The 15,569-nt window shown below is 67.9% G+C and carries 13 protein-coding genes; 8 read left to right on the forward strand and 5 right to left on the reverse strand.

All coding sequences use genetic code 11. The annotated features are described in order from the left end of the window. Window positions 1-676 precede the first annotated feature (676 nt). Both A9976_RS19195 and gshA read left to right on the forward strand, forming a co-directional pair. Window positions 677-1,585 (forward strand): SDR family NAD(P)-dependent oxidoreductase, encoded by a 909-nt coding sequence (locus tag A9976_RS19195; protein WP_099752083.1) that lies wholly within the window; start codon window positions 677-679, stop codon window positions 1,583-1,585. Window positions 1,586-1,867: 282 nt separating this feature from the next. Next, entirely contained in the window at window positions 1,868-3,397 is a 1,530-nt protein-coding gene (gene gshA / locus A9976_RS19200; RefSeq protein WP_183020326.1) for a glutamate--cysteine ligase, read from the forward strand. A gap of 7 nt (window positions 3,398-3,404) precedes the next feature. Here gshA and A9976_RS19205 read toward each other — a convergent pair whose 3' ends face one another. Beyond that, the gene (locus A9976_RS19205; protein WP_183020327.1) at window positions 3,405-3,617 is read right to left on the reverse strand and encodes an oxidoreductase-like domain-containing protein; all 213 of its coding nucleotides are present in this window, start codon (window positions 3,615-3,617) and stop codon (window positions 3,405-3,407) included. Between the two features lie 2 nt (window positions 3,618-3,619). After that, complete coding sequence (locus tag A9976_RS19210) at window positions 3,620-3,862, reverse strand: hypothetical protein (protein WP_183020328.1); 243 nt, start codon at window positions 3,860-3,862, stop codon at window positions 3,620-3,622. A gap of 167 nt (window positions 3,863-4,029) precedes the next feature. Between A9976_RS19210 and ylqF the strand changes: the two genes are divergently transcribed. Together ylqF and A9976_RS19220 are read left to right on the forward strand one after the other, a co-directional pair. Further along, complete coding sequence (gene ylqF / locus A9976_RS19215; protein WP_183020329.1) at window positions 4,030-4,983, forward strand: ribosome biogenesis GTPase YlqF; 954 nt, start codon at window positions 4,030-4,032, stop codon at window positions 4,981-4,983. A gap of 136 nt (window positions 4,984-5,119) precedes the next feature. Beyond that, on the forward strand, window positions 5,120-7,411 hold the full coding sequence (locus A9976_RS19220) for a bifunctional diguanylate cyclase/phosphodiesterase (RefSeq protein ID WP_183020330.1): 2,292 nt from the start codon (window positions 5,120-5,122) through the stop codon (window positions 7,409-7,411). A 32-nt stretch (window positions 7,412-7,443) separates the two neighbouring features. Here the strand turns inward: A9976_RS19220 and A9976_RS19225 are convergent, their stop codons facing one another. Further along, window positions 7,444-8,640, reverse strand: coding sequence for a M20 aminoacylase family protein (locus tag A9976_RS19225; RefSeq protein ID WP_183020331.1), 1,197 nt, complete (start codon window positions 8,638-8,640; stop codon window positions 7,444-7,446). A gap of 245 nt (window positions 8,641-8,885) precedes the next feature. Here A9976_RS19225 and A9976_RS19230 point away from each other — a divergent pair, with 245 nt between their 5' ends. Next, window positions 8,886-9,878: a DHH family phosphoesterase gene (locus A9976_RS19230; protein WP_183020332.1), complete on the forward strand. Its 993-nt coding sequence runs from the start codon at window positions 8,886-8,888 to the stop codon at window positions 9,876-9,878. On the opposite strand, the gene A9976_RS19235 is transcribed toward A9976_RS19230, so the two are convergent. Next, window positions 9,818-10,696, reverse strand: coding sequence for a pseudouridine synthase (locus A9976_RS19235; protein ID WP_183020333.1), 879 nt, complete (start codon window positions 10,694-10,696; stop codon window positions 9,818-9,820). The genes A9976_RS19230 and A9976_RS19235 overlap by 61 nt on opposite strands. Before the next feature lie 185 nt (window positions 10,697-10,881). On the opposite strand from A9976_RS19235, the gene A9976_RS19240 reads away from it, so the two are divergent. Next, entirely contained in the window at window positions 10,882-11,880 is a 999-nt protein-coding gene (locus tag A9976_RS19240; RefSeq protein ID WP_183020334.1) for a diaminopimelate dehydrogenase, read from the forward strand. A 1-nt stretch (window position 11,881) separates the two neighbouring features. Here the strand turns inward: A9976_RS19240 and A9976_RS19245 are convergent, their stop codons facing one another. After that, window positions 11,882-13,255, reverse strand: a complete 1,374-nt coding sequence (locus tag A9976_RS19245; protein ID WP_183020335.1) for an MFS transporter — start codon at window positions 13,253-13,255, stop codon at window positions 11,882-11,884. Window positions 13,256-13,345: 90 nt separating this feature from the next. Here A9976_RS19245 and A9976_RS19250 point away from each other — a divergent pair, with 90 nt between their 5' ends. Next, window positions 13,346-13,693 carry a MoaF-related domain-containing protein gene (locus A9976_RS19250; protein ID WP_012204400.1) on the forward strand — a complete coding sequence of 116 codons (348 nt, stop codon included), beginning with the start codon at window positions 13,346-13,348 and terminating at the stop codon, window positions 13,691-13,693. Between the two features lie 366 nt (window positions 13,694-14,059). Then, complete coding sequence (gene cls / locus A9976_RS19255) at window positions 14,060-15,508, forward strand: cardiolipin synthase (protein WP_183020336.1); 1,449 nt, start codon at window positions 14,060-14,062, stop codon at window positions 15,506-15,508. Window positions 15,509-15,569 lie beyond the last annotated feature (61 nt).

Below are 15,569 nucleotides of genomic sequence, written 5' to 3' on the forward strand. Positions count from 1 at the left end.
GGGGGAGGTGTGGGGGAGGAGGTAGGTGAATCCATGGCTCATGGGCGTCTGCTTTGGATGGGGTCTGCCGAGCCTGCATTTGTATGCGATACGGAGCAGGTCGGTGCAGGTCCGGAATTCCGGTGTTTGCCTGTTTTTTAGTCAATCGCAGGGCTTGTATTTCAAATCAATGACTTAACCGCGAAATCAGGCCGTTGCAGCCGCTTGTCCACATGCTTGTCCAGTACGGATGGGGGTAAATGCGTACATGCGGGCTGCGCGGTGGATAAGCGGGACGCGGCCCGAAAATCCGGGGTCTTCTGCCTGTTTTTTAAGCGGGTCGCATGTTTTTCTTTTGAATCAATGACTTGTGTGGCTTATCCCGACCGCTGTGGAAGTTGTTCACAAGATTGTTCAGGGTGAGACGGGATAAGTCGGGCAGACGACTTGTGGATTTGGTTAAAAAATAGGCAAAAGAAAAAAATCCATTCAAAACAACCGCTTGGGCCACCAGTCCCGGGCCAGCACATGGTTGTCCACAGGCTTGTCACGAAATGATGGGGACAAGGCCGGCAGGCCTGCCGCAGTCGCTTGGGCAACCGGAATGAAGGCGGCGTCCGTCTACATTGCTGGGTGACCGGCGCCTTGCCATCCGGCGGGCGGAGCCGGCATCCAATGCAACAAAGGGAGCATCTCCATGGCGATTGAGTTTGAAGGCCGCGTGGCCATCGTGACGGGGGCCGGCGGCGGCCTGGGGCGCCTGCATGCGCTGGCGCTGGCGGCGCGCGGCGCCAAGGTGCTGGTCAATGACCTGGGCGGCGCGGTCGATGGCAGCGGTGGCTCGGCCACGGCGGCCCAGGCCGTGGTGGACGAGATCCGCGCGGCGGGCGGCCAGGCGCTGGCCAATGGCGCGTCGGTCACCGATTTCGCGGCCGTGCAGGCCATGGTGCAGCAGGCCGTCGATGCCTGGGGCCGCGTGGACATCCTGGTCAACAACGCCGGCATCCTGCGCGACAAGAGCTTCGCCAAGATGGACATGGATGATTTCCGCCTGGTGGTGGAAGTGCACCTGATGGGCGCCGCCCATTGCTGCAAGGCCGTGTGGCCGCACATGCAGGCGCAGAACTACGGGCGCATCGTGATGACCACCTCGTCCACGGGCCTGTACGGCAACTTCGGCCAGGCCAACTACGGCGCGGCCAAGCTGGCCCAGGTCGGCCTCATGCAGACGCTGGCCATCGAAGGCGCCAAGCACGGCATCCACGTGAATGCACTGGCCCCCACGGCGGCCACGCGCATGACCGAAGGCCTGATGCCCGAGGCCGTGCTGGCCGCCCTCAGGCCCGAGGCCGTGGTGCCCGCCATGCTGGTGCTGGCCCACGAAAGTGCGCCCACACGTACCACGCTGTGCGCAGGCGCGGGCGGCTTCGAGGCCGCCTTCATCACGCTGACCGAAGGCGTTTACCTGGGCCAGGGTGACCAGGTGCCGGAACAGCTGGCCGCGCAACTGGCCCAGGTGCTGGACCGCAGCGGTGAGCAGGTGCCCGCCAGCGGCGCCGCCCAGGGCACGCTGGAAGTGGGCAAGGCCATGGCAGCTGCCCGTTGATGAAGCGGGGCGGTCGCGCAGCGTCCGGCGGCGGCCCCGCCGCTTGCCGGCCTGCCCTTGCCCGGCGTCAAGACGGGGCCGGGCAGGAGGGCGAAACTCTGACATATTCCTTTCGCTCGCGGCGATGCCATGCGGGGCAACAGGCCAAAACGCGTGGTTAAGCGGACAGGCACCATCGCGTTTCCTGCCGTTTCTCTATCATTCGGCGTCCGGGTCGGGTCCGCCGGGAATCCTGGTGGTTTCCGTGTGGGCCGGTGCCCATCAACGAATCGGTAAACAAGAATGAAAACATCGCAGGCATCCATGGCGGTTCCCGATCCCCAGCGGCTCAAGGGCATACGCCGTGGCATAGAAAAGGAGGGCCTGCGCGTGCTGCCTTCCGGCAGCCTGGCGCTGACGCCGCATCCCCTGGCACTGGGCTCGGCGCTCACGCATCCGCACATCACCACCGACTACAGCGAATCGCAGATCGAGCTGATCACGGGCGCGCGCCTGGGCGTGCAGGAATGCCTGGACGAGCTGGTGCAGATCCACCAGTTCGTGCTGCGCAGCCTGCGCGATGCGGGCGGCGAGATGCTGTGGTCGTCCAGCATGCCCTGCCAGCTGCCCACGGACGAGACGATTCCGCTGGCGCGCTATGGCTCCTCGCATTCGGGTCGATCCAAGAGCGTGTACCGCATGGGCCTGGGCCATCGCTATGGCCGGCGCATGCAGACCATCTCGGGCATCCACTACAACTGGTCGCTGCCCGGCGTGGCCAGCGAGCAGTACTTCTCGCTGATCCGCAATTTCCGGCGCCACGCCTTCGTGCTGCTGTATCTGTACGGCGCATCGCCCGCGCTGTGTGCCTGTTTCGTCGAGGGGCGCGAGCATGGCCTGCAGCCGCTGGGCGATACGGGCCAGGCGCTGTACCTGCCCCATGCCACCTCGCTGCGCATGGGCCGCCTGGGCTACCAGAGCGATGCGCAGGCCAGCATCAACGTCAGCTACAACGGCCTGGAAGGCTATGCGAATTCGCTGCACGAGGCGCTGACCCGTCCCTATCCCGCCTACGAGATGCTGGGCGTGCGCAATCCGGGCGGCGACTACAACCAGCTGGGCACGGGCCTGCTGCAGATCGAGAACGAGTTCTACGGCACCATCCGTCCCAAGCGCACCGTCAGCCGTGGCGAGCGCCCGCTGCATGCCCTGCGCGAGCGCGGCGTGGAGTATGTGGAAGTGCGCCTGATGGACCTCGATCCCTTCGAGGACGTGGGCATTGCCGCCCCCACCATGCGCATGCTGGACGTGTTCCTGTTGCACTGCCTGAATGCCGACAGCCCGCCCGATACGCCGGCCGAGATCGCCGAACTCAAGCACAACCAGCACCTGACCGCCGAGCGCGGCCGCGAGCCCGGCCTGCAGCTGGTGCGCGCGGGCCGCGAGGTGCCGCTGCGCGATTGGGCCCATGAAGTGCTGGACCAGTGCCGCCCCTATGCCCAGGCGCTGGACAGCACGCACGGCACGCAGGATTACAGCGCCGCGCTGGCCCAGGCGCTGGAGCGCCTGGAGCATCCGGAGCGCACGCCGTCGGCCCATGTGCTGGGCGAGCTGACGGGCGAGTACGGCAACAGCTTCTCGCGCTTCACGCTGGCCCGGTCCGAGCAGGCCCGCGATTCGCTGCTGGCCCTGCCCTGGAGCGAGGCGCAGCAGCAGCGCTTCGAGCAATGGTCGGCGCAGTCCGTGCAGGACCAGCGCGACATCGAGGCCGCAGACACGCTGTCCTTCGAGGAATGGCGCCTGCGCTACATGGCGCCCGAGAACCTGCGCTGACCGTGCCTCAGCCAGGTCCGCCGCTCAGGGCCTGGCCTGCATCCTCGCACCAGAACAGCACGGCGTCGTAGAAGCCTTCCCAGACGCAGCCGTTGCAGCCGCGGCCGCAGCAGCTGGTGGGCTGGGGTGGCGCCGGGCGCAGTGCAATGCCCGCAGCCCGGGCACGCTGCTGCCACTGCCCGATCTGCGACAGCGCCTGCTCCAGCGGGCCCTGCACCATGCTCAGCGCCGCGCCTTGCTGCGGCGCACCGCAAACAGCACGATGAAGGCCGTGCCCAGCAGCAGGGCGAACCAGCCGACCAGGTACGACTGGGCCATCATCTGCACGATGCCCCCGGGTGCCATGAACTGCGGCGCCAGCAGGATCACCAGCCCGATCACGGCGCAGGTCACTCCCTTGATCAACAGTTCGATGTCGGCCTTGCGCGAGGCGGAGCGGGAAGTGGGGGTATCGGGCAAGGACATAGGCAGTGAGGCGGGGCGTAAAAGCGGGGGACAATTGCGGCTTGCGCAAGAAAGAATGAAGCCTGCGGTTTGCGCTGGTGCGCAGCGCGATGCTCCATCCTGTCTGCGCAAGCCATGAATTATCCTTGCGCCCCTGCCAGTTCCCCCGTTTCCCAGAAAGTAATCCCATGGCCATACAGTGGTTCCCCGGTCACATGAATCTCACGCGCAAGGTGATCACCGAGCGCGTCAAGGAAATCGATGTGGTCATCGAAGTGCTGGATGCGCGCCTGCCGGGGTCGAGCAGCAACCCGCTGCTGCAGGAGCTGACGGGCCACAAGCCGCGCCTGCAGGTGCTCAACAAGCAGGACCTGGCCGATGCCGCGCGCACGCCGCTTTGGCTGGACTGGTACAACGCCCAGAGCGACACGCGCGCCATTGCGCTGGACGCCTCCGAGCCCGCGCCCACGCGCCGGTTGATCGAGGCCTGCAAGCTGCTGGCCCCGAACCGTGGCGGCATGGCCAAGCCCATGCGCGTGCTGATCTGCGGTATTCCCAACGTGGGCAAGTCCACGTTGATCAACTCCATGAGTGGCAAGCGGCAGGCCAAGACGGGGGACGAGGCCGGCATCACCAAGCTGGAGCAGCGCATCGTGCTGGCCGACGACTTCTACCTCTGGGACACGCCCGGCATGCTGTGGCCGCGCATCATCGTCGAGCAAAGCGGCTACAACCTGGCCGCCAGCGGCGCCGTGGGCCGCAACGCCTATGACGAGGAACTGGTGGCGCTGGAGCTGCTGGGCTATCTGCAGAAGACGTACGCGGACCTGCTGGAGGCGCGTTACAAGCTGGGCCTGGACAACGAACGCATTGCCGCCCTGCATGACGACGAACTGCTGGACGCCATCGGCCGGCGCCGCGGCGCCATGATGAGCGGCGGACGTGTCAATCTGCAAAAAGCTGCCGAGCTGGTGCTCACGGATTTCCGCGCAGCGATCCTGGGCCGCATCACGCTGGAGACACCCGACGAATACGCGCAGTGGCTGGCCGTGGGCCAGGCACGCGATGCCGAGCGCCAGGCCCGCAAGGACGCCAACAAGGCGCGCAAGCGCCCCCCGCGCGAGCGCAAAAGCGCGCCTTGAACCACCGCCGGCCAGCGCCGGCATCCCCCGTTTGGTGCAAGAGGACGTCCGACCGGGGCGGTGGCACAAGCACCACAGCCGTTGGCGCCACTGGCCGCTAGCATGTTGATTGTTCTTTCTCAGTCGGGGCTTTTTCATGCGGCGTCATCGAGTCGAGGCGGAAATCCATTTGTCCCTGCGCCGGGTCGTTCTGGTCGGCAGCCTATGGATCACCAGCCTCACCGTGCTCCTGGCCATGGCGCTTCTGACGCAGGACCCCATTCCCTGGCCCAGCGTGCGGCTGAACCTGGTGGCCGCCGGCGTGAGCTTCGGCGCCGTGCTGCTGGGCTGGCGCCGGCACTGGAGGCTGGCCTCCAATCTTCTGGTCTGGGGCACCTGGGTGGCAGCCGTGACCGTGGTGGCCGCCACGGGCGGCGTGCAAAGCAGCTCGGTGCTGGCCTTTCCGGCCTTGCTCGTCATGTGCGCCTGGGTGCTGGGCGTGCGCACCACGCTGGCCATGCTGGTGCTGTCCGTACTGGCCATGGCCGCGTTCTGGGTGGCGGGCCGCGAGGGGGTCGACTGGATAGGCCAGCGCGAGACCTCGCCCGTGTTCTCCATGCTGTACTTCGTGGGCATGCTGGGGCTGACGGGCACGGTCACGCTGATGGCAAGGCGCAGCCTGATCCGCCGTGCCCAGGAACTGCAGGACACGCTGGGCTCGCTGGAGCAGCACCAGGACGATCTGCGCAAGTTCTACCGCGCCGTGGAGCAGAACCCCGAAAGCATCGTCATCACCGACGTGCACCAGAACATCGTCTACGTGAACGAGGCCTTTTTGCAGCGCACCGGCTTTGCGCGCAACGAGGTTCTGGGCCAGCCCACGCACCGCTACTCCACCATGGGCCTGGACGCGCCTGCATGGGAAGAGGCCTTGCACCAACTGGGCCGGGGCGCGCTGTGGCGCGGGCAGATGACCAACCGCACGCGCCAGGGCGAGGACCTGCCCGAGGCCGTGCTGGTGGCGCCCATACGCGCCTCGGATGGCAGCATCGTCAACTATGTGGAACTCAAGCAGGACCTGTCCGAGCGCATGCGCGCGGAACGCCAGATCCATGCCCTGGCGCATTTCGATGCGCTCACCGGCCTGCCCAACCGCCTGTCGCTGACCCAGCGCCTGCGCGCGCTGGCGCGTGAGTTCCGCGACGGCGGCAAGGGTGGGGAGCCGCGCCACGGCCTGCTGCTGCTGGACATGGACCGATTCACCGCCTTCAACGATGTGCGCGGCACGGTGCGTGGCGATGCGCTGCTGGGCGCGCTGGCGCTGCGCCTGGCCGATGCCCTGCCCGACGGCGTGCTGCTGGCCCGCATGGGCGCCGACGAATTCGCCGTGCTGCTGGAGAAGGCCGGCCAGGAGGCGGCAGAGGTGGACCAGCACATGCGCGCCCTGGCCCAGGTGCTGCAGGACGCGCTGGAGCGGCCGCTGTGGCTGGAGGAAACCGGCGAGGAAGTGCAGGCCAGCTGCAGCATTGGCGCGGCCAGCTTCGCCGCCTCGCGTACCGACAGCGGTGGCCATGATGTGCTTCGCCGCGCGGGCGTGGCCCTGCACCAGGCCAAGCAGGCCGGCCTGGGCCAGGTCGTCATCTTCCAGCCCGACATGGCCGAGGCCGTGGGCAAGCGCTTTCGCATCGAAAAGGACTTGCGCCGCGCCATTCCTGCCGGCGAGCTGCAGCCTTATCTGCAGTCCCAGGTGGACCATGCGGGACGCTGCGTGGGCGCCGAGGTGCTGGTGCGCTGGAACCATCCGCGCCTGGGCATGGTCGAGCCCGGTGATTTCATTCCCGTGGCCGAGGAATCGGACCTGATCGTGCAACTGGGCGACTGGATGCTGGAGCAGGCCTGCCGCATGCTGGTGCGGCCCGAGTTCGTGCAGCAGGGCTGGCGGCTGTCGGTCAACGTCAGCTGGCGGCAGTTCCGCCAGCCCGACGTGGTGGACAAGCTCAAGCGCATCCTGGCCGCAACCGGGGCCGACCCGCGCCGCCTCACGCTGGAGGTCACCGAAAGCGTGGTCATGCGCGATGTGGACGAGGCGCGCGAGCGCATGGCCGAGCTGCAGCTGCTGGGCGTGGAGATGGGGCTGGACGACTTCGGCACCGGCTATTCATCGCTGGCCTATCTGCAGCGGCTGCCGTTCCGTGAACTGAAGATCGACAAGTCCTTTGTGCAGGACTGCCATACCTCGCCGGGCAATGCCGCCATGGTCGAGGCGATCCTGCTGCTGGCCAGACGCCTGCGCCTGCGCGTGGTGGCCGAAGGAGTGGAGACCGAAGAGCAGGCCGGCACGCTGCGGGCCTGGAACCAGGACGTGCTGTTCCAGGGCTATCACTACGGCCGGCCGCTGCCAGCCGTCGAATGGGTGGACCTGCAGCTGGGCGCTCCGGCCGGCGTGTGAGAGCGGGCGCAAGGGCCTGCGTGTGACGGCGTTCAGGCCCCGGACTGTTCCAGCCAGCGGCGCGCCAGCAGGTCCCAGAAGCGCGCGCCGCGCCCCAGGTTGTCGTCATTGAAGTCGTAGCCGGGGTTGTGCAGGCCCACGCCGGGCTCGCCCGTGGCGGGGCCGTTGCCTATCCAGCCATAGGCGCCGGGCACGGCCTCCAGCATGAAGCCGAAGTCCTCGGCCGTCATGGCCGGCAGGATGTCGGCGTGGGTGCGGTCCTCGCCCACCGCCTCGCGCATCACGTCGGCCATGAAGCGGGCCTCGTGCGCGTGGTTGGTGGTGTTGGGGTAGCCGGGCTTGAGGATGAATTCCGCGCGGCACAGATGGGCCGCTGCCACATGCTCGCTGATGCGCTGCATGCCTTCGATGAACATCTGCTGCGTCTCGGCCCTGAGGGCGCGCACCGTGCCGAAGATGCTGGCCTCGTCGGGAATGATGTTCTCCACCGTGCCGCTGGTGATCTTGCCCACGGTGAGCACGGCGCTGTCCAGCGGATCGGTGCTGCGCGACACCAGGCTCTGCAGCTGGCCGACGATGGCGCAGGCCACGGGAATCGGGTCCAGCGTGGTGTGGGGCATGGCCGCGTGGCCGCCCTTGCCGTGCACGCGGATCTCGAAGCGCAGCGTGGAGGCCATGATGGGCCCCACGCGCACCGCCATCTCGCCGGCAGGCAAGGCAGGCCAGTTGTGCAGCGCGAACACGGCCTCGCAGGGGAAGCGGTCGAACAGGCCGTCCTCCATCATGGCCTTGGCGCCTGCGCCGCCTTCCTCGGCGGGCTGGAAGATCAGGTGCACCGATCCATCGAAATCCGGCTGCTGCGCCAGCAGCGTGGCCGCGCCCAGCAGCATGGTCGTGTGGCCGTCATGGCCGCAGGCATGCATGCAGCCCGGGTTCTGGCTGGCGTGGCCGAAGGCGTTGAGCTCCGTCACCGGCAGCGCATCCATGTCGGCCCGTATGCCGATGCTGCGGCCCGGGTTGGCGGCGCTGCGCCCCCGGCCGTGGATGCTTGCCACCACGCCGGTCCTGCCCAGCCCGCGGTGCACCTGCAGTCCCAGCGCCATCAGGTAGGCCGCCACCTTGTCGCCGGTGCGGTGCTCCTCGTAGCGCAACTCGGGGTTGGCATGCAGGTCGTGGCGGAACTTCAGCAGGGAGCCGAGATGGGGGGTGATGTCGGGTGTGGATCGCATACAGGGGCCGCGGCGGCCTGCACGCCCGGCGGGTCCGCAGGCGGTCGCAGCAATTCAATGACAAGGCGGACATGATAGGTCCTGGGATTTGCCTGCGGCGCCTGCTGCGTTGATAGGCCTTGTACTGCCCAGGCTTTGCGCTACGTTCCTTGCGAGCAGCCCGCACAGTGCCCGGCTGCCCAAGGGGGCCCGGGCGCTGGAGCAAGTGCAGGGGAATGGCGCCAGGCCCGACAATCGCCCCCATCATGAAAAACACCATCCTGCCCCTGCAATTGTTCGTGCGCCCCGAGCATGACGATCCCCAGCCCCTGATCCTCTACCATGGCCGCCGCTGCCCCGACGGCTACGGCGCGGCGCTGGCGGCCTGGCTGTTCTACGGCGGGCAGGCCGAATTCCGGGGCCTGGACCATGGCGAGATCCAGAAGGCCGACGATCTGGGCGAGCTGGCTGGCCGCGCCGTCTACGTGCTGGACTTTGCCTTCGAGCCCGAGCTCATGGCCGAGATCGAATCGCGCGTGGCCAAGCTCGTGGTGCTGGACCACCACAAGAGCGCCGCCGAAAAGCTGAGCGGCTACCAGTGCCGCTGCGGCGTCGTGCACTTCGACATGAACAAGTCCGGCGCGCGCCTGGCCTGGGAGTTCTTCCAGGCCGACAAGCCCGTGCCCGGCCTGATCCGCTTCATCGAGGACCGCGACATCTGGAAGTGGGAATTCGCCGAGAGCGCGGGCTTTCTCGCGGCGCTGGACATGGAGCCGCGCAGCTTCGAGCGCTGGGCCGAGATCGCGGCCTTCACGCCAGAGCAGGAAGCCGCCTTCATGGCGCGCGGCGGCGCCATGGACGAAAAATTCCAGAAGCTGTGCGCCGACATTTCCGAGGCGGCCCAGCCCCTGGTCTTCAACGGCATGCAAGGGCTGATGGTCAACTGCCCGGGCATGTTCCACAGCCAGGTCGGCGACCTGCTGGCGCGCCAGAGCGGCAGCTTCGCGCTGATGTGGCATGCCAGCACCAAGGGCGTGAAGATCGGCCTGCGCTCGCGCTCGGAGTTCAACTGCATTCCGCTGGCCGAGAGCTTCGGCGGCGGTGGCCATGCCCAGGCCTGCGGCTTCAAGATGGGCAACGAGCGCCTGGTGGAGCTGCTGTCTGGCGTGCTCAAGGCCGATGCCTCGGCCGACTACGCCTATGTGGCAGCGCCGCTGATGGAGCAGCCCGACGCGGGCGCGCCTGCCGGATCTGTCTGATCCAGCGGCCCCGGCCGGGCTGTTGCCGGCAGGCCCGCACAGGCCTGCCAGCCGGGCAGGGCGCACAGCGCGCGCCAGTGCTGCACATCGGTCACATGGCCCAGTTGCTGCCAGTCGGCCTCGAAGCGCAGCGGCTCGCCCGTCATCGGGTGCGCCAGCTCCAGCGCATGGGCGTGCAGCCACAGCCGCTGCAGGCCCAGCCGCTCGGCCCACCAGCGGTTCAGCGGCCCCTTGCCATGCGTGGCGTCGCCAATGATGGGATGGGCCACATGCTTGAGATGGCGGCGTATCTGGTGGCGCCGGCCCGTGGCGGGCAGGGCCTGGACCAGTGAAATCCGTGTGGCCGCGTGGCGCGGGTCAAAGGCCTCGGGCCATTCCAGGCGCGCCAGGCAGCGCAGCGAAGTCTGTGCGGGCTGGGCTGGCGCGTCCTCGGGCGCATCGTCGGGCCTGAGCGCGTGGTCCACCTCCACCGCATCCGGCAGCCAGCCCCGCACCAGCGCCAAGTAACGCTTGTGCACTTGCTGCCCGGCAAAGGCCTGGCCCAGCCGCTGGGCGGCCTGTGAATGCAAGGCCATGACCAGCACGCCGCAGGTGCCCTTGTCCAGGCGGTGCGCGGGGTATACATGGCAGCCCAGCTGGTCGCGCAGGGTCTGCAGCACAAAGCGCGTCTCGTGCGCGTCCAGTCCCGTGCGGTGCACCAGCCATCCTGCGGGCTTGTACACCGCCACCAGGTGCTCGTCGCGCCAGAGGATGCGCAGCGGTGCATCGTCGGGCGCGGAGACATCGGATGGGGAGAGGGAGGGCGGGAGCGGGAACATGAGGGCGTGAGTGTAGGCGCTCTGCCGCGCAAGAGCATCCAGCCGGGCACTACCTGCGCGCAGGGCAACGCAGTGCTGCCTCCCGTTGTATGACTGGCGGCTTCGGGGCGATGCAAGATCGCGCCAGGTTCTGCGCCGCCGCGTGAACCGGAGTTTCTGAACCCCTCTCAAACGCACCACACCGCATGGACCATCGCAGCACCGCTCCCATCCGCATCGCCATCGTCGGCCACGGCAATCTGGGCCATGGCGTGGAGGCGGCCATTGCCCGCAACCCCGACATGGCGCTGGCCGGCATCTACACCCGCCGTGATCCGGCTCGGCTGTGTCCGCTGCAGCCCGGCACGCCCGTGCACGGCATGGACAGCCTGCTGGCTCATCGCGCCGGCATCGACGTGCTGGTGCTGTGCGGCGGCTCCAAGGACGACCTGCCGCAGCAGTCGCCCGCGCTGGCCGCGCATTTCAGCCTGGTGGACAGCTTCGACACCCATGCGCGCATTCCCGGGCATTTCGACCGGGTGGATGCGGCCGCCCGCGCGGCCGGCACCACGGCGCTGATCTCGGCGGGATGGGACCCGGGCATGTTCTCCCTGCAGCGCCTCATGGGCGAGGCCCTGCTGCCCGATGGCGCCACCTACACCTTCTGGGGCAAGGGCCTGAGCCAGGGGCACTCGGACGCCATTCGGCGCATTCCCGGCGTGGCCGGGGGCGTGCAGTACACCATTCCCGTGGACGAGGCCGTGCAACGCGTGCGCAGCGGCGTGCGGCCCGAACTGTCCGCGCGCGAGCGCCACCGGCGCGAGTGCTTTGTGGTGCTGGAGCAGGGGGCCGATGCCGATGGCTTGCGCCAGGCCATCGTCGGCATGCCGCATTACTTTGACGAATACGACACCACGGTGCATTTCATCAGCGCCGAGGAACTGGCCCGTGACCATGCGGCCATGCCGCATGGCGGATTCGTCATCCGCAGCGGCCGCAGCTCGCAGGGGCTGCACCACTCCATCGAATACCGCCTGCAGCTGGACAGCAATCCGGAATTCACGGCCAGCGTGCTCGTGGCCTGTGCACGCGCCGTGCACAGGCTGCAGCAGTCGGGGCAGACGGGCTGCAAGACCGTGTTTGACGTGGCGCCCGGCCTGCTGTCTCCCAGGAGCGCGGCCGAGTTGCGCGCCGAACTTCTCTAGCCTAGCCCTGGCCCACGCGTGCAGCGTCTTCCAGCCGGTCCACGTCGCGCAGCGGCTTGAACAAGGTCATCCAGCTGCCGACCACGCCCAGCGTGCACAGGCTGCCCACCACGGCAGCCGGCACGGCGCCCAGCCAGGCGGCACTGGTGCCGGCGCGGAATTCGCCCAGTTCGTTGGACGAGCCGATGAACAGCATGTTCACCGCGTTCACGCGCCCGCGCATGGAGTCGGGCGTGGAAAACTGCACCAGGGCCGAGCGGATGTAGACACTCACCATGTCGGCTGCGCCGGCCAGCATCAGGGCGGCCATGGACAGCCAGAACCAGTGCGACAGCGCAAACACCAGGTTGGCCACGCCGAAGATGGCCACGGCGGCGAACATCACGCGGCCCACATGGCGCTGGATGGGACGGGCCGACAGCCACAGGCCCATGGCCACCTCGCCCACGGCCATGGACGAGCGCAGCAGGCCCAGACCTTCCGGGCCTACCTTGAGCACCTCGTGCGCATACACGGGCAGCAGGGCCACCACGCCGCCCAGCAGCACGGCGAAAAGGTCCAGCGAAATCGTGCCCAGGATGATGGGGCGCGTGCGGATGAAATGGATGCCTTCGCCAAAGCGCTGCCACAGCGAGCCGCCCGCCGGCGCCATGGCCCCGGCAAAGCGCACGGGCACCGTGCCCAGCAGCAGCACGGCCAGCACCAGGGACACGCTGCAGACCGCATAGGTCAGCACGGCGCCGCCCCAGGCGTAGAGCAGGCCGCCCAGCACGGGCGCGGCAATGGCGGCCGTGCGCATCAGCATGCTGTTGGTGGCCAGCGCCTGGGCCAGTTGCTCGCGCGGCACGATCTGCGGCAGCAGGCTTTGAAGGGCCGGCCCCGTGAAGGCGCGGCTGCAGCCGAACAGCACCAGCACGGCATAGATCCAGTGCACATCGTGCACGGCCGCGCCCTCGTGCCAGGACAGCCACAGCAGCAGCAGGGAGCACAGGGCCGCCACGGACCAGCTGCCCGACAGCAGGCGCTTGCGGCTCATGCGGTCGCTGAGGTCGCCGGCCGGAATCAGCAGCGCCAGCATGGGCAGGAACTGGGCCAGTCCCACGTAGGCCAGGGACATGGGGTCGCGCGTCAGGTCATACACCTGCCAGGCCACGACCACCGCCTGCATCTGCTGGGCGAACATGGACAGCATGCGCGCCATGACGAAGGGGACGAAGGCGCTGCTGCGCAGGCCGGCAGCGAGTCTGTCGGCCGATGAGGGGGGAAGCGGGGAGGAGGGCAAGATCGGATATCCGTGGAGGAGCACGCGCAGTATCTGCGAAATGCCGGCGCCTTGCTGGCCATGCCGCCTGCTCCGCGCTGCCGACGAAGGCATGCGGCCTGCTCCCACAAACACCTGCGGCGCGGCGCGAGAATATGCCATCACGGGTCAGGCCAGAACCCCGCATCAGAGGAGCAACACACCATGTCCATGTTGTCCATGCAATACGCCGGCACCTTGATCGGGCGCGAAGCGGTCATCGACTTCCCCGACAGCAAGGCTGATGTGCGGTACACGCCGCAAGGCCAGATGGTCTGGCATGTGGTCGATTCCCTGGGCCATGTATCCGATGGCTGCGAACGGCTCAGCTACCTGCAGGTCAGCGACAGCCTGCACTTCCTCAACTGGATCGAGAAAACGGGCTTCACCGTCAGCCAGGTCATCGACACGGCCCAGGGCACGGTGCAGGCCTTCTGGTCGTTTGCCGACCCGGCCAGCGAGGGCGGCCACCGCTCCTCCATGTTCGTCGAAGGCCGTTTCCGCTTCCGCTGAGGCGCAGGCCTGCGCGGCGCAGCCCGGCCGCGTGAAACATTGCGGCATCTGCGCAATCTGCCTGTTTTTTCAGCGCCTGCGGCAAACCCATGGCTGGCGCGGCAATGCAGGGTTGTCCCGAAGCTTGTCCACAGGCAGGCCCACAGTCGCTGGGCATAACCGTCACGCCACGGTCATCTTCTTCATGCAGCGGGAAAAATCCATGAATGTGGGTGTGCACTATCGTTGTATTCGAGTATCGGCGAATGCATCGGATTCCGGCTCATTGTCTGGGGCGAGGCCGGCCGCGCGCAGATCCCGGTTTGCCGCCGTGAAACATCCCTCCCGCGCAACCCGGGCTGCAAGGCCCCCGGCTATGCTGGTTGCATGACCTTGCTGTTTCTTGCATTGCATCTGTTGCTCATTGCAGGCTTTGGCCTGCGCATCCTGCTGCGCGACGATGTGCGGCCCGACGTGCGCATGGGCTGGCTCACCGTCATCGTGCTGCTCCCCTATGCGAGCTGCGCGCTGTACTACCTGTTTGGCGAGGTGACGCTGCGCCGCCGAGGCCGGGCCCGGTACCGCAAGGTGCAGGACTTTGCGCCCGGCGCCCCGGTCACGGGCAGCGGCGTGCCGGTGGCGGGCATCGCGCCGCAATGGCAGGCGGCCTTCGGCTACGCGGCGTCCATCAACCGCTTTGCCGTGCAGCCGGGCCACGCGGCGCAGCTCATGGCCGATGGTGCCCAGGCCCGCGCCCGCATGCTGGCCGACATGGAGGCCGCCCGGCAAGAAATCAACGTGCTCTACTACATCTGGCTGGCCGATGACACGGGAACGGCCGTGGGCCAGGCGCTGGTGCGCGCGGCGCGGCGTGGCGTGGTCTGCCGCGCCATGGTGGACGGGCTGGGCTCGCGCGCGCTGCTGCGCTCCGACCTCTGGCAGCAGATGGCGCAGGCCGGCGTGCAACTGGCCGTGGCCCTGCCGGCCAGCCATCCGTTCAGGGTGATGTTCACCAGCCGGCTGGACCTGCGCAACCACCGCAAGATCACCGTGATCGATGGCGTCATCACCTATTGCGGCAGCCAGAACTGCGCGGACGAGGCCTTCGCCGTGAAGGCCCGCTACGCGCCCTGGGTCGATATCATGCTGCGCCTGCAAGGCCCGGTGGTGGCGCAGATGCAGCAGGTCTTTGCCAGCGACTGGGCGCAGGCGCGCAGCGCGGACCATGGACTGTCCATGCCCCTGGCCGCCGAACCCGAAACAGGGCCGGCCGACATGCCCGCCGAAGGCTTTGCCGCCGTCGTCATTGCCGAAGGCCCGGCCGAGCGGCCGCGCTCCACCTCGCAGCTGGTGTCCACCCTGCTGGCCAGCGCGCGGCACGAAGTGGTGATCTCCACGCCCTATTTCATCCCCGACGCCACGGTGCTGGAGGCCCTGTGCGCCGCCGCCTGGCGCGGCGTTCAGGTCACGCTCATCCTGCCGGCACGCAACGATTCCTGGATCGTGGGCGCGGCCAGCCGCAGCACCTACCGCTACCTGCTGCGGGCCGGCGTCATCGTCCATGAATTCCGCCCCGGCCTGCTGCATGCCAAGACCCTGTGCGTGGACGGGCAGGTGGCCCTTGTGGGCTCCACCAACCTGGACCTGCGCAGCTTCGACCTCAACTTCGAGAACAACGTGCTGCTGCAGGACGAGGCCGTGACCCGCGCCATCCGCCAGCGCCAGGGCGACTACATCCGCCAGTCCGACCGCATCACCGCCGCCCAGGTCCACGCCTGGCCCTGGGGGCGCCGCATCTGGAACAACCTGCTGGCGATGCTGAGCCCGGTGCTGTGAGCCTGCAAGGAAAAAGGCCTGCGCAATGCAGGCCTTGATCTGGACTTGCCGAGACGCTGCA

It is taken from the genome of Delftia sp. UME58 (assembly GCF_014170385.1).
GTDB classification, from domain to species: Bacteria; Pseudomonadota; Gammaproteobacteria; order Burkholderiales; family Burkholderiaceae_C; genus Comamonas; species Comamonas acidovorans.